We start from the raw sequence: 19,091 nt of genomic DNA, 5'->3' as shown, positions 1-19,091 counted from the left end.
GTGTCAGATTAGCACCATGTTTTTATCAAAAAATAGACATGCATAAGTGGTAGCAAGCCTTTGCCATTACTCACACCTCGCGACGCAACCATGCAAAATTTACAAATCATAACTTAGATAATTATGAAATCATAGCGTCGAGCGCATGTATTTTTACCAAAGCCTTGCTATTATACGGCTTAATATTGATAAAACCTATGCTATATTTCGATAAGTTTTTGATACTGTTAATAATTATATCGATAATTACTTTCACTTTAAAAGCGGTATTCAGCGCTTTTCTTTGATCTAGCAACCGCGACCCGTCTGTAGGAATGTTCATGGCCAATCAGTTTCAATTATTTAAGCACCGCCGTTTTAGCGCCATGTTTTTTACCCAGTTTTTGGGCGCGTTTAATGACAATATTTTTAAGCAAGCGCTCATACTGGTTTTGACTTACACCGCTGCGAGTCAGTTGGGCATGGAAGTCAGTATTTTGAATAACTTGGCCGCGATGTTGTTTATTTTGCCTTATTTTTTGTTTTCTGCGCTGGCAGGACAAATCGCGGATAAATTCGAAAAATCAAAACTCACACGATTGATTAAGCTGCTTGAGTTCGTAATTATGGTGATTGCGGCAGTAGGGTTCGTGTTTGAATGGTATGCATTGTTATTTGTTGCGTTGTTTCTCATGGGTACTCAATCTACTTTTTTCGGGCCTATTAAATACGCCTACTTACCACAAGCGATGAAAGAAGATGAATTGGTTGGTGCTAATGGTTTGTTTCAAATGGGAACATCGTTAGCGATCTTGCTCGGTATGATTATCGCGGGTGTTTTAACTCAGATAGCGCAGCCGCTCTATTGGATAAGTGTGACCGTATTGGTCATCGCCGTATTGGGTTATTTTGTCGCACGATTGATACCCCACATGCCAGCGATGCAGCCAAACCTAAAAATCAACTGGAACATTGTGACCACTAGTGTGGCGACGGTGCGCTACTTATATTCATTGCCTTTTTTGTTCTTTGTCATCCTTGGTAATAGCTGGTTTTGGTTTTATGGCGCGACGTTTTTGACCCAAACGCCAGAATTCAGCAAGGTCATCTTACATGGTGATGAATCAGTGGTTATTTTCCTATTAACCTTGTTTTCTGTTGGTGTGTCGATTGGCTCATTATTATGCAAATCACTAACCAAAAACCAAGTCAGCTTACGTCTTTTGCCCTTTGGTATCGCCGGCTTAAGTATTTTTGCGATTGACTTATACTTTTCGCTGTCAGGATTGAATATTAACGTTACTAGTGAGGCGTTACTTGGTATTAGCGATTTATTTGGGATGAGTGGCAGCTGGCGCGTGTTTGCTGATTTATTCTTTTTGGGCTTTAGCGGCGGTTTATACATCGTACCGTTGTATGCCTCTATGCAAGCCTATGCACCCAAGAGCCACCGCGCGCGCGTCGTTGGTGCCAACAATATCTTTAACGCGATATTTATGGTCACCTCAGCGATTTTCTCTATCGTGATCTTGAACGCTTTGGGATTCAATTTACCTCAGTTATTTTTGGTGACAGGACTCATAAACATTGCCTTCGGTGCCTTTTTATACAGTAAACTCAATAAACATATTAAAAATGCGGTCATCCAAACGCATGATGAAGTGGCTCCATAAGTAAGATTGACATGCTGCTATAGCAATCGGTGTGTTATCAAATGGATAATATTGGTGCTGATAATTTAGATTGTTTGCTATAGTAATGTCTATGCGTTAATCACTATCATTATTTTAGAAAAACAGACAATGTTTTTAGAAGAACAGATAAGTTTAATTTTTTGATCGTATTTAAGCCATCAGGAGTGAATCATGGCCCTGCGTCCCTTATCCAAAGTCGACCAATTATTACTTGGGGTCGATAAGGCATTACGAGCTGTCGTACCACATTCAAACCCTAGCACTCGTCCACTACCAGTCAGCAGTGACGAGATTCCTGAGCTCACTATCACCGAGGCGCGACATGTCGCAGGATTGATGCGTATCAATCATACTGGTGAAGTATGCGCGCAAGGTCTGTATCATGGTCAAGCATTTGCCGCCAAAGACAGTGGCGTCAAGCAAGCCATGCAGCAATCAGCCGAAGAAGAGGTCGATCATTTGGTCTGGTGCGAGACGCGATTAAACGAGCTTGGCAGTCATGCCAGTGTCTTTACGCCATTATGGTATGGCATGTCTTTCGGTCTTGGCGCAGTCGCGGGTGCCATCTCTAATGAATTTAGTTTGGGATTCGTCGCAGAGACAGAAGCTCAAGTCAGCGAACATTTACAAGACCATATCACCCAATTACCAGAGCACGATAAACGCTCAAAAGAGATACTGGCACAAATGGATATTGAAGAGTTGCATCATCGTGAGCTAGCATTAGCAAATGGCGGCGCAGCGTTATCACCACCTGTACGTCATACTATGCGCTGGATGGCCAATCGCATGAAAGCCACGGCATATCACTTGTAATTGCCATCTTTGATAGCAGATTTTGAGCGATAGGTTGTGATGGTAAGTTCGTTGTGAGGGTAATTACAGTGCGCTTTATTATTGATATTGCTTTCATTTACCCTGCTGTCGCTGGCATGACGTACACGCTATCGCGTTACTATTAACAATCCTACTACTGATAGCGCTCAGTTGAATTTGTTAGGGTATTAAAAATTTGTATGATTTTGCCGCAAAGACATGAGCTAATAACCATTCAATTGCTAAATAACAACTAAATAAATTAAGGTAACGATTTTTATGAAAGCCATCAACCAATCGACTCTCTCTGCCCGTTCGTCTAGCAAGTCGCCTAAACTGGCAACTCTGACAGCACTGGCAACAGCTTGTGCCATGCTATTATCAGCGCCTGTCAATGCGGCTGAAACCAATGCGGCAACAGATGCTGCAAAGACCGATACTACTGCCACATCGGTGCCTAGTGCCATGGATTCTAGCAAACGTGTGATTCGCCTTGCTCGACCGACTGCGGCTAGTACAGCACAAGAGGGTACTTTACCGACTGCGGCGGTGACAGCCAATACTCAACCAACTGACCTTCAAAGCACTAGCGTTCCACAAAGTGCTCCTTTACCAAATAATGCTCAGCCGTATCGTGCGCCAATGAGTACATTGCAACCACAAGATGTTGTACCAGCACCAAAAATACCTGAGTTCACTGGCACCACTCGAGTTTATGAGCCTGGTCCTTTGACCGCTACTGGTGTCGACCTGCGTAGTGGTCAGCTTGCCAATATACCAACGCCGCAAGTGCAATTGTCAGACGTAAGCTTTGTACCGACCGTGTTGATTCCTCAGCAAAACGGTAATAACAACGATCAGCTAGATGTGAGCTTGCTTGATGATTTCATCGAAGACGTCTCACCTAATGCCCGTCATTACCCACCAAACTTCCCTAACCGCTCACAGCGCCATTATACGCGTGAAAAAATCAAAGTATTGGCTGAATGGATACAGCCTTATGCTGAATCACCAAATGCCTCTTATGATGTACTGATTCGTGCTGCTAAACTTAATGGCATGGGACGTAACTTAGATTTGGGGTCAGACTATACGATACGTGGTGGAAAATATGTTGACCGTGCCATTAAACTGCAACCTGATAGCGGCGAAGCCAACTTCTTATATGGCATGATGTTGTCAGAAGGCGGCGGCTTCAAAGAAGGTCAAAAATACCTAGACCGCGCAGTGTCTCTTGGCTATACCGAAGCAGAGCAAAGCTTGGCACAGTCAGACTTGTTAAGTGATCGCCGCGATAACGCACTAGAGCGCTTACGTCGTCTTGAACAGAAAAACCCTAACAATGACATCATTCGTCAGCAAATCAAACTTATTGAAGAGGGTAAATTCTACATTTGGGATATACCTGCGCCTGACATCAATGTTAAGCCTAGTGCTTAACATTGATTAGGTGTTTAAATGTCATTAAGTAAGTTCACCAAATACTATGATTGCTCCATAAGCTAGATTGACTCGACTAAGCCCCTGACTTTATATGGAAATTACTTCAATATAGAGTCAGGGGCTTTTTTATGTCTAGCAAAACTCCATTGAACCCAACTTGCTGTCTACCTTAATTAAATGCGTGTTCGATTCGATTATCCAAGTTTAAACCGTATTTTTGAAATTTAAATAAAATAGTTTAATGCGAAAAGTTACGCTACACTTCTTCTTATAAATTACTGACTCAATCATGCTTTTACGACTAACTGGACTCACCTATGACTTTCGCTAGCCCTATCAAAAATATGGTGACGCATGCTAAGAAAACCCCATTTTCGATCACATCAGTCGCCTTGATAGCCGCGGTAGCATTACTACCTGCGTGCAGTACGGTATCAGTGAATAAGCAAGCGTCAGCGAAGACGATTACTGCGCAGCGCGGTAATATCGTCACCACCAAAAAACTCAGCAGTGACACGGCATCAGCGCTCTTATCGGCAGGGCTCAATGAGCAAGCCTGTATGCAGCAGTTTGATTTATGCCTCACTCAGCTTACTGACAGTATTTTGAATGAACACTACCGTCCTGCTTTGGCAGTTTTTGCAGAGTTACACTACGCAAAAGCGCGACAGCTTTCTGCCTCTCAAGACTGCCGCAATGCGCTGGCTCGCCCGCCACTTGATCCTTATTATGCCAACGCACCTTTAGAAGATACAGAAGCTAAAGTCCAGCAAGAAAACACCAATCGCTGTCTAACAGGTTATCAAGAGCGGCTATTCGATGCTATCAAATCCAGTTATACCTATTTATTTTATGACAGTTTGACGCATGATTTTGAGGGCGCAGATCAAGATAAAAGTCCCTCTCAGGCACAGAACCGTATTCCAAATGACACCGATATTCAAACCCAAGACATCTATAATGCCGCCAGTAATGATGTGATAACCCAGCTTTATAGATCAACCAACGGCTCAAATAAATTGATGGGCGGCACCAAAGTAGATTATTTGCCCACATCCGCTAGTAATCTTAATGACAGTAGCCAAGCCGCGATTGCCAATTACTCACCGCTCAAAGGTAAACCTACTGATCAAGTCAACGTCATGAAAATACAAATTGATGATTATGATCTTGGTGTTTATTTGCCTAATGAAAATAACTATTTGCAAAATGCACATAAGCAGACCTCTGCACTAGCAGACTTGGTTTCCACTTACGAATTACGCCTCTCTGGGCTTAACTCAATTAGCAAACGTCCAGGCTTAGGTATCAGCTTGGTGGCCTCACTAGATGACCGTTATACCACCACGATTCGCCAATTATTAGTGTCATCATTGTCAGGTCGATTGGCCAATGAGAAAGATGGAGACACAGATGAGAGCAAGCCAAGTTCGCGTATCTACCCTACTGGACATTTGCTATTAACAGGATTGATTGAACCAAGCGGCGATAGCGTATTGGATGTACTAAGCAGTCGCAAGCTCGATATTCATTTATACAACCCATACCAAAGCGAAAGCGTCAATATCCTTAATAGTGACTATCCACTGGCGGCTAACTTTTCTGCAGGTTATGGCTTGTGGCTGTCAGAGAACCAACTGGATGGCGTCGGTTATCTCAATTTAATCACTCGCCAGCCAGAGGCCAGACTGCCCAAATTATTCATGCTTGAGCCTTATGATCCCAATAAGCGCGTCCTGATTATGCTGCATGGTTTGGCTTCTAGCCCTGCCACTTGGGTCAATTTAACCAACGATATTCTCAACGACGATAAGTTGCGTGATAACTATCAAGTGTGGCAGATATTCTATCCAACCAATTTGCCCATTTTAGAAAACCGTTATCAAATACAACAGTTAATCAACAGCACCTACCAGCAAACTGATCCTAAAGGACAAAATCGTGCCAGCAAAAACAGCGTGATTATCAGTCATAGTATGGGTGCCATTATCGCCCGCATGATGCTATCTGATGAAAACTTGGTCGATGACCTAGATCGATTAGACGATCAAAATGTGCTGTCTGATAGTGAAAAACGTAAGATTCGTGACGCACTTAAAGCATCATTTGGCGAAGATCAGCTAAAAGAACGCTTTGAGCTAAAAGCCTTACCACAAGTAGATACGGCTGTCTTTTTATCAGCGCCTTTTCGCGGAACTGACTATGCAGATCGCTGGTTCACTCGGGCACTGCGCCGTATTGTCTATTTGCCAGTCGGTTTGGTAAAAACTGTCACGGACAATTTAGCAACTATTGCCACGCAGGGTGATTTGGCACAAAATCCTTTGGGTGCATTATATTTACAAAATGGCGCAAGTCAACTGAGCGACAAATCCTCTTTTATACAGCTGACGAAAGACATCACCATCAATGATCGTGTGACCTATCACTCTATCATTGCCAATAATGATGCCGACATTACCAAAGGACTGGCGCAAATGCAGCCAGCTGGTGCAAAGGTTGATTTGTCACAAGCAGTAGAAGAAGACATTGAAAATGAAACAGTCGGTACCAGTAGCCCTTCTGATAGCTCAAAGCTCTCTGCCCAACCACTGGTTGCAGCCGTCACTGTCAATGAAGATATCAGCCAGGCACTAACTGAACGTTTATCAGATGGTATTGTTCCTTATACCAGCGCTCATCTCGATGGCGCAGCTTCTGAGACGATTATCAGCGGTGGTCATAGCATTCAAACTAACCCGCAAACTATTTTGACATTACGCCAGATTTTACATAAACAATTGCAGGAATAATCATTGCTTGTGTCATATAGCGCTGCACTGGTCTTTGCGCTTTAAAATTAAGAGTAAAGCAGATGGCTTTGCAACTTTGTACTGTGTTGGATATTTGTGCCTATACTAGTACAAAAATAAAACATTACTGTTATTAAGGTAAAATTGATAACACCTTGTTTTCCCAAGCGATTAGTCTGATATATCTGGGTTTATCTCAGCAGTTTTTAATGACTCTCAGGTATGCGACCAATCTGTTGCGCAGCTTGCGTGTGTATCGAGGGAAGCGCATAATATATTGACAGCACCTGACAGTAATGTATTAATTTATAGGGATATAAATTACTTAATTCAGCTAAACAGTCGTTAGCTTAGCCGCACTCTATCCCTAAGATTGCTCGCTAATCAACACTGAGCCATTGCCCGTACTATTTTTTACCTTAATCTATAGACGATTGCGGGCAGTTACTTGAGCGTTTTATGGAAGCCAGCGCTATTCAGCTAACAGATAAGGGTAACCGTTTATGTTCGCTACGTTTATGATTGACCAGCTCGATGCGCTGATGCTCGCGCGTATCCAATTCGCTTTTGTTATCTCGTTTCATATTGTCTTTCCCGCCTTTTCTATCGGACTTGCCAGTTGGTTGACGGTACTTGAATTCCGTTGGCTCAAAACAGGCGAGCCTATCTATGCTGAAGTCTACAAGCATTGGGTCAAGATATTTGCCGTTGTTTTCGGCTTAGGCGTGGTATCTGGTGTAGTAATGTCCTACCAGTTCGGTACTAACTGGGCGGTCTTTTCTGACAAAGCCGGTAACGTCTTGGGGCCACTACTCGCCTACGAAGTATTGACCGCGTTTTTCTTAGAAGCATCCTTTTTAGGTATTATGCTATTTGGTTGGGGGCGCGTGAGCAAGCGTATGCACTTTGCTTCCACTGCCATTGTCGCCATTGGCACACTGATTTCAGGCTTTTGGATTTTAGCCGCCAACAGCTTTATGCAGACGCCGCAAGGCTTTATGATGGGCGCAGATGGACTGTTATATCCTACCAACTGGCTTGAGATCATCTTTAGCCCTTCATTCCCTTACCGCTATGCTCATATGATGACAGCGGCATTCTTGACGACTGCCTTTGTCATTGGCGGGGTTGGTGCTTATTATATTCAATCTAAAAAGCATACTGAACATCGCCAGCACGGTCGCGTTATGCTAGGTATGGCCATGATTATGGCGATATTTGTCGCACCCGCTCAAGTATTGATTGGCGATGAGCATGGTCTAAACACTTTAGAGCATCAGCCAGCCAAAGTCGCAGCGATGGAAGGTATTTGGGAGGATGAGCGCGGCGCAGCGTTACGCTTATTCGCTATTCCTGACCAAGAAAACCAGACCAATAAATATGAAGTGAGCATTCCCTATGTCTCAGGTTTGATTCTTACCCATTCGTTAGATGGCGAAGTAAAAGGTCTAAAAAACTGGGCACCTGAAGACCAACCACCGGTCATGATTGTATTCTGGGCATTTCGCATCATGGTTGGTATTGGCATGTTAATGGTGCTGGTCGGCTTATTTAGTCTCTATAAATACTTTAAAAAGCAGCAGTATAATCCCGAAAGTGTCTGGTTCCACCGTGCTTGGATGATGATGACGCCACTTGGCTTTATCGCATTACTGGCGGGCTGGTTTGTGACCGAGACAGGACGTCAACCGTGGACTGTATATGGTGTGATACGCACCGCAGAAAGCATGTCACCGCTCGCAGCACAGCAAGTAGCAACCACGTTGATTGGTTTTATTGTCCTCTATATATTTGTCTTCGGTGCAGGCAGTTTTTATATTCTACGCTTGATCGCTCAAGGGCCAAAACCGTACGAAGATCCTGCCGATGATAACTTCTATGAGCACTCAGTGACCGAAAGCCAAGGTCGTGCGCTCAGTGGCGATAGCAATCCTGCTAAGAGTACTGAAGAAGATATAGATACTCCTGCAAACGACGTCGATGATGGAGGGTTACGCTAATGTTTAACTACGGTGATGTATTAGACTTACCTTTAATTTGGGGCGGACTGATCGCTCTATCCGTCTTTATCTATGTATTGCTTGATGGCTTTGATTTGGGCTGCGGCATTTTGTTTCCCTTTGCTGGCTCAGATAAAAACCGTAGCCGCATTATGAACTCTATTGCCCCGTTTTGGGATGGTAACGAGACTTGGCTAGTATTGGGCGGTGGCGGCTTGTTCGCTGCTTTCCCAGTGGCTTATGGCATCATTATGACGGGGCTTTATCTGCCTGTTACTTTTATGCTATTCGGTCTAATAATGCGCGGTGTGGCATTTGAATTTCGCTTCAAAGCATCGTCACGTCGTCACGTATGGGACACTTTCTTTTTGTTGGTTCAGTCGTTGCTACATTCTCTCAAGGTATTATGCTTGGGGCGCTTGTACAAGGTCTTGAGGCAAGCAACCGTCTCTATACTGGTGGGCCATTTGACTGGCTCACACCTTTCTCGATTGTCTGCGGCTTTGCCATGATTATCGGTTACGCCTTGCTTGGCTCTACATGGCTCATTATCAAAACTGAGCATACCTTACAAGTCTGGGCACGCAAAGTGTCTGGCTGGATGCTGTCTGCTTTGGTAGTGGCAATGATCGTCGTCACAGCGTTTATGTATTTTTCAGACATTAATGCTCTCGAAGGCTGGTTTGGTTTCCCAGGTCTATTATATCTAGCACCTATGCCAATTATAGTTTTACTATTATTTTTCTTGATGCGTAAAGACTTAGGTGGCGAGCGCGAATATCGTCCTTTCTTGTTGACTGTGGCACTGTTTTTGATGGGCTATATCGGGGTTTGTTTTGCCATGTTCCCATACATCGTACCGTATCAGATGACGATTTATGAGGCAGCCGCAGCTGACACCTCACTATCCTTTATGTTAGTTGGTGCCGTCATAATGCTACCAATTATCCTGAGTTATACCGCTTTTGCCTATTACACCTTTAAGGGTAAAACTGGACATGAGCATATGTACTAAGGGTAAACAAAGGATATAAAAATGTGGCGACTGCAAATATTAGCAGTGGCTACACTTTTTAAAGCGCATTAACACGTAGTAGGAGGCGAGCATGAAGAAGCTCAGTAAGAAACAGTCACAATGGGCATGGTTCATTGGGCTATATATAGCAGGGTTTGCAGTTATTTTTACGATTGCTCAATTGATCAAGTTGGCTATGGGCATCTAGCAATCATTTGCAGCCCACTTAGCCATGGCTATATCACATAAAAAAGCAGCGCCGATTCATCGACGCTGCTTTTTTATGTGATTACTTATATAAGATTAATAAGAATTAGGCATCTTAATCTAAGCGCCTTTATGGTGATCAACACCGTTGCTTTTGATAAATTCATTTACCTGCGCCAAGCGTTCAGGCGTGCCCACATCTATCCAATTATCAGAAATGATTTCAGCCGTGATTTGGAACTTTATCATCGCTTGCTTGAGCAATGGTGCCAACGCCGCTGGCTGACCTGATACCAGCCCATCGACCAATCGTGGTGACATCACACTAATGCCAGCAAAGGTGTATTTGTCTGCATCACCAATCGGCTGCTCGCTGGCTAAACCATTATTGATGGCAAAATCACCGCCGTTATTATGCTCTGGATTGTCAATCAATAACAGATGTGCGCGCTGATCAGCGCCAAGCTTATAATCTCGCAACTGCGCAAAATCATAGGTCGTCCATACATCTGAGTTCACTAAGATAAATGGCTCGTCGCGCAGCTTGCCAGTTTGTAACGCTTGAAAAATACCGCCTGCGGTCTCTAGAGGCTCATCATCCTCTACTGACCAATGTAATTTAACACCGTATTGACTGCCATCACCCAGTGTATCCATCAGCTTATCAGCCAGCCATGACGCATTAATGGTGATATCAGTGATACCAGCTGCTTGTAGCGCTTTAATGTGCCAGACGATAAGCGGTTGCCCACCCACCTCTACCAGAGGTTTGGGCGTATCCAGTGTTAACGGACGCAGACGCGTGCCCTTACCAGCAGCCAAAATCATTGCTTGGGTAATCACTGCTCGGTCAATCTCAGACATGTGCGCTCCTTTTTTATTTTATGGGATTATACATTCAGATTAAAACTTGCTAATTTTTTAACGTAACTTATCAAATGAGCATTCGCGTCAAGTGAAGCTCGCAAGTGATTCACCCTAAATATATTGCTGTACGAACTTACTTTGATAAGCTGGCAGTATATTATCCCTAAGACTCTCATTAAACGGCGCTACTGCTTGTTGCATATGCGGTCTACCGTGCGCCTCTAACCATTCTAACTCGAACATTAAATCACGCATCACCTTAGGTATATCCGCCAAATAGCGGTCTTTGCCATCTCGCTCAGACAAGCGAATAAAAATCCCCAACACTTTTAAATGTCGCTGCACGCCCATGACATTCATATCGTTTTCGAGCTGCTCTATGCTATCTGCCGTAGTCAAGCCTGCCTGCTTTTGCAACTGCCAAAAATCATTAATCCATGCAGAGACTTGGCTCTCTGGCCATTCTACATAAGCATCTCGCAGCAATGACACCAAATCATAGGTATAAGAGCCGATGACGGCGTCTTGAAAGTCAATCGCGCCTAAGCGCGAGCGATCCGCTTGGTCTTGCATCAAATTGCGACTGTGATAATCACGATGGACGATGACTTGTGGTTGCTGCAAAATCTCTTTTATTAAGGCTTCTTTTAAAGTATTCCATAATGCTTTATCAAACTCGACACCGATATAAGGTATAAACCAATCGCTAAATAAATCCATCTCACGATCTAATAACGCGGTATCATAATCTGGCAATTGATGTTGCGACTTGGCTGTTTCAACTGGCACAGTCTGTAGCGCGACCAACGTCTGCATTGCCAACTGATAATGCTCATCTATCTGCGCAGGCGTCGCATCAACGAGCAGATGGGCGAACTCTACCGCACCAAAATCCTGTAACACCAAAAATCCTTTCGTCACGTCTTGCGCGATGAGCGTCGGCACATTGATCGCCGGTGCCATCAGCTTAGTCACATTGATAAACTGGCGCATGGCGTCTTGTTCGTCCGCTGAATCCATAACAATATAATGTGCGACTGTCGTGTCATTACTGTCTGACAGCTGGATTCTATGGTATTGGCGAGCACTTGCGTCACCGGGTAGACTATCGAGTTGGAACGTTTGACCAGCAAATACTTGCTGCAACCAGCTCTCTAATTGTTGTAGACGGCTATTGAGTTTGTTATCGATCATATTAGGCTCTAAAAGTATTTTATCAGTCATAATGGGCATCGCAGGTTAAATATAAGTCATAAACAATTAAAGTAGTGATAAGTCAGGCAAAACCTTGTTAAAATAGCAACGTCTTGAGCCAAAAAAACTGCGATAGCAGGCGTATTGGAATATCATTCGACATCTAGCGCTGAGCATAACCTCAGCAACCATTCAAAAAACAGCTTGGCTATATTATAAATTTTGGTAAATAGTGTAGCTGATTTGGTTTTTTTTGACTATGATTAGTCGTCATTATATGTAAAACAGCCAAATTCTTAAGATAGCATTATCAATCAGTGATTTTTTAGTCGTTTATTAACCGCCATACATGCTTAATAATATGGTTACTAAATTCAGTATCGCAATCCAATAGGCTCTGCAATCATAGGTGTGCCCTTGTTATATTCTCCGCTTTACCAAAGCATCCGTTTGATCTTATTTGGTGCCTTAGGCTTGTCCAGCCTAGCCGTTAGTGCTGCGCCCAGCAATGCTGATACACAGCAAACTGAGTCGCTAATCACTGACAGTAGCACCCGCTATATCTCTGATGTTACACCTGATGCCAATCGCAGTAGCGTCCAAAAAGACAGCGACTATAATGATATCCGCTATCAAAATAGCAATAATCAAAAGACTGACTTTCAGCGTAATACGTCTCAAGAGGCTGCTACTGATAACAATGCGTCAGATAGTAGTTTTGACAATACTTTTAATGAAAGCACCTTTAGTGAAAGCACCTTTAGTGAAAGCACCTTTAACGACAGCATCTCTAATGAGCGTGCTATTAATGAAAGCGCCTTAGACAACCGCCCTCTAGAAATTACCGCCATCAACGAGAGTGATGATCAAGGTTTTTTACCAGCATCAGATACGATTGCGACCACTCAAAACAATAGCAAGGCTCAGCTTACTGAAACCACTGCCCCTAAAGCTAAAGCCGCACAGAAGACTGGTAAAGTTGATGTGAGTGATGAAAGTATTCAAGATAGTCTGATGCGTTTAGCAGAATTTTATGAGCTGACACCTGATACAGACGCCTCAACGTTAAACAATAGCGATAATGCTAACCAAGATGTCATTCAAAACGAGCTAACACCTATCCCGCAAACCATTCCAAAAGTGGGTAAAAACTTACAGTTATTACCGAATGCCGTAGATAGCGCCCAACGCTGCGAAGGTCAATGGGTTTATCCAAAGAGCAACCCCAACTATCAACGCGCGGTCAATGAGGCGGGAGCAACCAATGGACAGCCTGCGCCAAACTTAAATGGTCTCCCGAATAATCAAGCGCCGCTGTTTTCAGAATCAGATTATGGTTATTATGACAATGTCGACTATGCAGAGCTGTCGGGCAATGTCATCATCAATCAAGGTACCCAGCAGATAGAAGCAGAAAAAGTCTTGTTAGATTTGAGCAATGGCATTGCCGCAGCTCAAGGTAAAGTCATGTTTACTGACCAAGCGACAGGTCAGCAAGTATCACCTAGCAACGCACTAGATAGCAATGCGCCAAACCGCTCATCGAATAACCCCCAAGCCAATTTCACTGAAAAAGCATCAAAAGGCGGGCTTATTGGGGTTGCCGATAGTTTAAATTATAATACTGAAACTGGGCAGTCGACAGCCAATGATGTGGCTTTTGCTAGTGTAGAACTGCAAGCTCATGGTTATGCCAAGCGCTTGAACAGACCAAATGACAGTCAGTATGAGCTAGATGATGTCATGTTTAGTACCTGTCCACCAACCAATCGTAAATGGCAGTTTGATGCCAAAAGCATTGATTTGGATACCGATACAGGTCGCGGCGAAGCCTATAACACTACTTTCCGTATCGCTGACGTGCCTGTGTTCTATTTGCCTTATTTCAACTTCCCGATTGATAATCGTCGCACCAGTGGTTTTTTATTGCCGAATGCCAGTATCAGTAGTGAAAGCGGTCTTGAGGTTGATATACCCTACTATTTCAATTTGGCACCCAATTATGATGCCACGCTCAATACCCATATTTATACCGATCGTAATCCTATGGTGTCAGGCGAGTTTCGCTATCTGACCGAAAGTTATGGCGAAGGTATTTTTAATGGTTCATATTTACCTAATGACAAAGAGTACAATGACGAAGACCGCTCTAGCTTCTTTTATGATCATTATTGGTCATCTAAGAGCATTCCACGCTTAAGCGGTGATGCAAAATACAGCTATGTGTCAGATTCCGACTACCTCAATGATTTTGATACGCTGGGTCTATCAGACAGCACCATAAACTTACCACGCCGTGCGCGTGTCAATTATTATAATGACTATGTTGATGGTGAATTGAAGGTAGAAACCTTTCAAACTCTAGACGCTTTTACCAGTAATGGCAAACCCTTAGAAGACAAAGATAAGCCTTACTCAAGATTGCCGCAGCTCAAGCTCGATTATCGACTGCCTTGGGCGAAGAGCTTCGATATCACTGGTGTACACGATTCTGCTTATTTCAAAAAATCCATCGACGATGGCTCTGAGAATGAAAAAAGTGGCGGGCGAATTTATAATAAACTCAGCGCCGTTTATCCAATGGAAAAATCTTGGGGTTATATCAAACCCAAACTGAGCTTACAACATCTCTATACCTCTTATGACGAGGACAGCTTAGCCGACAACCAGTTGAGTGATAAAGATGGTAGCCAGTCGGTATTTGTACCGCAAGCCAGTATCGATGCAGGTCTGAATTTCTATCAAGCAGGCTCGCCTTTTGGCGCATTCGACGACACCATGGGTGGCTATCGCTTGCTTAGCCCGCGATTGAAATACACCTACTCGCCATATGAAGACCAAAACGATATTCCGAACTTTAATACGCGTATTGCCTCTATTAACTATGAACAGCTGTTTTCTGACAGTTGGTTCTTAGGGCATGACCGCTTGCAAGATTTGCATTCGCTTACTCCTGGTATCAATTATCGTTACATCGACGCAACGGGTGTGACACGTTTTGATGGTAGCATTGCAGAGCAGTTTTATATCGATAATGGACGTGTTACGCTTGATGATCAGCAACCTGTCTTCACCTCTTCATCTTCAGGGATGGTTTGGGATACCAGCACGCAGCCTTACAACAACTTTTGGGTTGATGTTAGTGGCGCACTGACCAATGATTATGATTTAAATTATATTACGACTGAGCTGCGTTATCAGCCGTCTGACAACAGCTTGTTTAATGTTGGATTTGTCAAACGTCAACGTGATGAAAACACCGATCAGCTGCCACTCTCTGCTTTTACCGCATCGGCTGTCTTTCCAATCAATAACAGTTGGCGAATCTTGGCTCAAGGTCAATACGATTACAATCGTGATAAAGTCCTTGATTCGTTGGTCGGCGTTGATTACGAAGATTGCTGCTTTGGTTTTGCAGTTTATGGTCGTCGTTACTATAATGACTTAAATGTCAAAGACAAACCAACGCAAGCCATTATGGCAGAGATTAGATTGAATGGTTTGGGTAGTGGTAGCAGCCGCCTGACTCGCTTACTCTCTGATAAAATCTTGGGCTTTGAACCTGTCCAGACTGCTTGGAAAGATTAAGACCGTGCTTGTATAAATATTTTTACTATATATTTCATAACCCAGTTTGTAACCCTATTATGGTCAACCCTGTCTGATATTTGACTGTTAAAAGTATTAAACAGCGTTGACCAACTACCATCCGATGCGATGACATTGATGAGGAGCATCATGAGATTTTTTTCTTTACGTCAAACCAGCCGTGCTGTATTGCTAGCTATGAGTGCCAGCCTTGCGCTTACATTGAGCGCCCAAGCTGCCACCGTTAAACCTGCAAAATCACAAGCGACTCAAGCAAATGCCGTGACCGCGCAGAATAACGTCAATCGTTTGACGCCAGCCAATAGCACCGATGGCATTATTGCTTTAGTCAATGAAAATGCTATCTTAAAGAGCGATTTGATCGATGCTACTACCCAAGCACAAGCACGTGCACAAGCGGCTGGTGAACCAATAGCAAACTCAGCACAACTACAGTCTGAGGTGTTAAATGCGCTCATATTGCGTGAGTTACAACTGTCCATGGTTAAGCGCGTCGGTTTAAACCCTGATGAAGCGGCTATTAATCAACGCCTTGGTCAAATCGCGCAAGCAGAAGGGCTGACGAGCATCTCAGCTTTGCAACAGCGTTTGGACGCAGCAAAACCTGGTAGCTATGCGGCGCTACGTGCGCAATTAATCGAAGACGCAGCCATTCAAGCCTTGCAACAGCGCCAAATCGGTAACCGCGTGCGCATTAGCGAACAAGATATTGATGCATTTTTGGCCTCGCCTGAAGCCAAGCGCTTAAACCAGAGTGAGTATCAAACGATTCATGTACGAGTGCCTTACATGGATGACTACAGCCGACTCTCAGAAGCCCAACGCAATGAGGCTTTAAAGGTAGCAGAAGCTCTGCGTACTCGCCTGCTTGCACCAAACGTTGATGTCGCTGAAGCGGTCGCTGCCAGCCAAGGCAACTATCCTATTCCGCTACAAGGTGGCGATATGGGCTTTCATAAAGCCGCTTCTCTACCTACAGAGCTATCAAGTGAGATTACCAAACTTGAGGTTGGTGCGGTCAGCGCACCACTAATAACGCCTGAAGGCATCGACATCATCAAACTTGCTGACAAAAAAGCCAGCGACACTATGCTGATACCACAGTGGCGTACTCGTCACATATTGGTAAAAGTTGATGAGCTACAGACAGACGCGCTTGCTGAGCAAAAGATTAATGATTTGTATGAACAGCTACGCAGCGGCGCTGATTTTGCTGGTTTAGCATCGACCTATTCAGATGATCCCGGTTCCGCTGGCCGCGGTGGCGATCTTGATTGGGTGAGCGAAGAAGATATGATTGGTCCATTCGAAGCCATGATGAAAAATACGGCGGTTGGTGACTACTCTGCTCCTTTCAAAACCCAGTTTGGCTGGCATATATTGAAAATAGACGGCAAACGCCAACAAGATATTAGCGATCAATATCGTCGCAACATGGCACGTCAAGCGCTTTATCAGCGCTTAGCACCGCAAGCCAAAGAAGACTGGCTACAAGAGCTACGCGCAGGTGCTTACATCCAAGTACTTGGCTAACTGATATAGGCATCGATAAGTCAAATCTAATAATGCTTTGTCAAAAAGGGTATATGCTAATGCATGTACCCTTTCTTTATTGACATTTATTTATGCGCTAAAAATAATCAGAAGGTCATCTTAAATATATTGCAGCATATCCAAACACAAGAATATCGAATAAAATAAATGTAAGCATTACGCACACAAAGAAAAGCCCCGAACCTAGGGCGATTGGTTCGGGGCTATGGCGCTTCATATTGTTGTTATTATTTCTTCCATGCTGACTCATCCTAAGTCATAAACAGTATCCTATAAGACAGCGGGCTGACCTGTGTTTTATTGATACTGTCTCAACACTGCATCCATGCGTATCCTTGTGTTGATGCAGGTATTGTAGGGTAATCAGTTTAATGCGACTAGAGGCTAAAGACCTTATTTAACGTAAGCATATGCTTACAGCCTCTTTTAACATTGCATCATACGATGGCTATAGTATTGGCAGGCTATCAACCCTAACTTCTCTGCTCTTCTGCATGTTCCTTTGAGACTTTTTCACCTTCTTTTTTACCTTCTACTATTTTATTATCAGTCTCTTTTATATCTTCCGCTTCTGCAGTAGGGGCATTTTGCGCTTGATTGCTCTCCTCTTCTGGTTCGTATTGTAAAGTCGTCATAACAGGAAAGTGATCCGAACCTATCGACGGCATACGCCGAATATCTACCACCGTAAAGCAAGCACTATGGAAAATATGATCCAGCGCCCAACGTAAAAATGGATAGCTGACATGAAACGTATTGATAAAATGTCGACCAATACGCGGATCCAACAATCCCGAGATACGTTGAAAGCGTCGCGTGGTCTTTGACCATGCTACATCATTGAGGTCGCCTGCCAATATCGCCGTTTGCTTGTTTTCTTTGATGTGCTTGCCAACCATCAATAGCTCAGCATCGCGGGTAGTAGACTTATCCGCTTCCGTCGGACTCGGCGGCATGGGATGCAAGCAATACAACCAAATCACGCGACCACTTTGCAGGCGCAGTTGGGCATGAATAGAAGGTATGTCATCAATCATCAAGTACTTAACTTCAGGATCAATCAACTCAAGCTTAGAATAAAGATGCATCCCATACAGATTGTCTAGTGGCACTTTTACGGTGTAAGGATAATCAGCCTCGATTTGATGCAGCGCTTTTTCCCATTTTTCATCACTCTCTAGCGTAATTAAAATATCAGGCTGTCTTTGCTTCACCAAATCCACCAATTTTTGGGTGTCATCATTGGGCGTTAGTACGTTTGATACCATTATTTTTAGTTGATGCGCCTGCCCTTCTGGCTTGTCTTTTGCCTTTTGAACTTCTTTTTTCCATAGCTTGGTATAAGGCAATACCATCCTAAGCTGAAAGGCTAATGTAATGCTTAAGACGGTAAATAACAGCCACTGTCCCAGCTGCCACTCTGACCAAAAAATCAGCATACCAATCCAAGCGATGACACCCAACACCATGATCTGAATACGCGGAAATTCAACACCGCGCACCCACCAATTATCCAGTGGTATCCAGCCCCAAATCGTCACAAATGCGATGAATCCTGCTAGCCACTGTATGCTGTAATATAATAGTGAGAGATCCATAGTATGTATTAGCCGTCTATTAAATGATGAATATCGCCATGGTTTTAACTGAACTGACGTTAGCTGTTTACTTTAGCATTTCAGAAGGTTATCGCCTACTGATGAGCATGGATTATTCGTTAACCGCTATAAAACATTACACTTTTAATTCGCCCACCATAACGAATACTACGGACGAACTTATTTTTAGGGCTATCTACTTGTGGCGAGTGAGGCATCGCCACTATCGCCATTAGGTTAATAACTTAAAGTTATACTGAACATCATTAATAGTGTATGAAAAACCACTAAAAACGGCCAAAACGCCTTGCTTTTTATGGCTA

General features: G+C 43.6%; 11 protein-coding genes and 1 pseudogene. 9 read left to right on the top strand and 3 right to left on the bottom strand.

Annotation, left to right across the window (positions count from 1 at the left end; translation table 11 throughout):
- Positions 1–320: 320 nt before the first annotated feature.
- From G7Y90_RS08515 to G7Y90_RS18945, 7 genes and pseudogenes are all read left to right on the top strand, one after another.
- Positions 321–1,652 carry an MFS transporter gene (locus G7Y90_RS08515; RefSeq protein ID WP_201559860.1) on the top strand — a complete coding sequence of 444 codons (1,332 nt, stop codon included), beginning with the start codon at positions 321–323 and terminating at the stop codon, positions 1,650–1,652.
- A 198-nt stretch (positions 1,653–1,850) separates the two neighbouring features.
- Positions 1,851–2,489 carry a 2-polyprenyl-3-methyl-6-methoxy-1,4-benzoquinone monooxygenase gene (gene coq7, locus G7Y90_RS08510; protein WP_201559974.1) on the top strand — a complete coding sequence of 213 codons (639 nt, stop codon included), beginning with the start codon at positions 1,851–1,853 and terminating at the stop codon, positions 2,487–2,489.
- A gap of 279 nt (positions 2,490–2,768) precedes the next feature.
- Positions 2,769–3,929, top strand: a complete 1,161-nt coding sequence (locus G7Y90_RS08505) for a tetratricopeptide repeat protein (protein ID WP_201559861.1) — start codon at positions 2,769–2,771, stop codon at positions 3,927–3,929.
- Positions 3,930–4,249: 320 nt separating this feature from the next.
- On the top strand, positions 4,250–6,724 hold the full coding sequence (locus tag G7Y90_RS08500) for an esterase/lipase family protein (RefSeq protein WP_250163907.1): 2,475 nt from the start codon (positions 4,250–4,252) through the stop codon (positions 6,722–6,724).
- 503 nt (positions 6,725–7,227) lie between these two features.
- Positions 7,228–8,724: a cytochrome ubiquinol oxidase subunit I gene (locus G7Y90_RS08495; RefSeq protein ID WP_502937410.1), complete on the top strand. Its 1,497-nt coding sequence runs from the start codon at positions 7,228–7,230 to the stop codon at positions 8,722–8,724.
- A pseudogene (gene cydB / locus G7Y90_RS18950) lies at positions 8,724–9,739 on the top strand (cytochrome d ubiquinol oxidase subunit II). Before G7Y90_RS08495 ends, cydB begins: the two are co-directional and overlap by 1 nt.
- A 91-nt stretch (positions 9,740–9,830) precedes the next feature.
- Positions 9,831–9,947 carry a DUF2474 domain-containing protein gene (locus tag G7Y90_RS18945; RefSeq protein ID WP_372815413.1) on the top strand — a complete coding sequence of 39 codons (117 nt, stop codon included), beginning with the start codon at positions 9,831–9,833 and terminating at the stop codon, positions 9,945–9,947.
- Between the two features lie 119 nt (positions 9,948–10,066).
- Here the strand turns inward: G7Y90_RS18945 and murU are convergent, their stop codons facing one another.
- Together murU and G7Y90_RS08475 are read right to left on the bottom strand one after the other, a co-directional pair.
- The gene (gene murU / locus G7Y90_RS08480; RefSeq protein ID WP_250163904.1) at positions 10,067–10,810 is read right to left on the bottom strand and encodes an N-acetylmuramate alpha-1-phosphate uridylyltransferase MurU; all 744 of its coding nucleotides are present in this window, start codon (positions 10,808–10,810) and stop codon (positions 10,067–10,069) included.
- Positions 10,811–10,924: 114 nt separating this feature from the next.
- Positions 10,925–12,007 carry an aminoglycoside phosphotransferase family protein gene (locus G7Y90_RS08475; protein ID WP_250163903.1) on the bottom strand — a complete coding sequence of 361 codons (1,083 nt, stop codon included), beginning with the start codon at positions 12,005–12,007 and terminating at the stop codon, positions 10,925–10,927.
- 417 nt (positions 12,008–12,424) lie between these two features.
- Between G7Y90_RS08475 and G7Y90_RS08470 the strand changes: the two genes are divergently transcribed.
- Positions 12,425–15,595, top strand: a complete 3,171-nt coding sequence (locus G7Y90_RS08470; RefSeq protein ID WP_250163902.1) for an LPS-assembly protein LptD — start codon at positions 12,425–12,427, stop codon at positions 15,593–15,595.
- Positions 15,596–15,745: 150 nt separating this feature from the next.
- Complete coding sequence (locus tag G7Y90_RS08465; RefSeq protein ID WP_250163901.1) at positions 15,746–17,149, top strand: peptidylprolyl isomerase; 1,404 nt, start codon at positions 15,746–15,748, stop codon at positions 17,147–17,149.
- A gap of 494 nt (positions 17,150–17,643) precedes the next feature.
- Here G7Y90_RS08465 and G7Y90_RS08460 read toward each other — a convergent pair whose 3' ends face one another.
- Positions 17,644–18,768 (bottom strand): endonuclease/exonuclease/phosphatase family protein, encoded by a 1,125-nt coding sequence (locus G7Y90_RS08460; RefSeq protein WP_193009498.1) that lies wholly within the window; start codon positions 18,766–18,768, stop codon positions 17,644–17,646.
- Between the last annotated feature and the right edge of the window lie 323 nt (positions 18,769–19,091).

This window comes from Psychrobacter sp. WY6 (genome assembly GCF_018448495.1).
Lineage (GTDB): Bacteria > Pseudomonadota > Gammaproteobacteria > Pseudomonadales > Moraxellaceae > Psychrobacter.
The sequence above is the reverse complement of the archived record's forward strand: the minus strand, read 5'-3'. Positions and strand labels throughout refer to the sequence as shown.

Bases quoted from the DNA above. Each gene is read 5' to 3' on its own strand.
- G7Y90_RS08515 (WP_201559860.1), top strand. From the start codon at position 321: ATGGCCAATCAGTTTCAATTATTTAAGCACCGCCGTTTTAGCGCCATG.
- G7Y90_RS08505 (WP_201559861.1), top strand. From the start codon at position 2,769: ATGAAAGCCATCAACCAATCGACTCTCTCTGCCCGTTCGTCTAGCAAG.
- G7Y90_RS08500 (WP_250163907.1), top strand. From the start codon at position 4,250: ATGACTTTCGCTAGCCCTATCAAAAATATGGTGACGCATGCTAAGAAA.
- G7Y90_RS08495 (WP_502937410.1), top strand. From the start codon at position 7,228: ATGTTCGCTACGTTTATGATTGACCAGCTCGATGCGCTGATGCTCGCG.
- G7Y90_RS18945 (WP_372815413.1), top strand. From the start codon at position 9,831: ATGAAGAAGCTCAGTAAGAAACAGTCACAATGGGCATGGTTCATTGGG.
- murU (WP_250163904.1), bottom strand. From the start codon at position 10,810: ATGTCTGAGATTGACCGAGCAGTGATTACCCAAGCAATGATTTTGGCT.
- G7Y90_RS08475 (WP_250163903.1), bottom strand. From the start codon at position 12,007: ATGATCGATAACAAACTCAATAGCCGTCTACAACAATTAGAGAGCTGG.
- G7Y90_RS08465 (WP_250163901.1), top strand. From the start codon at position 15,746: ATGAGATTTTTTTCTTTACGTCAAACCAGCCGTGCTGTATTGCTAGCT.
- G7Y90_RS08460 (WP_193009498.1), bottom strand. From the start codon at position 18,768: ATGGATCTCTCACTATTATATTACAGCATACAGTGGCTAGCAGGATTC.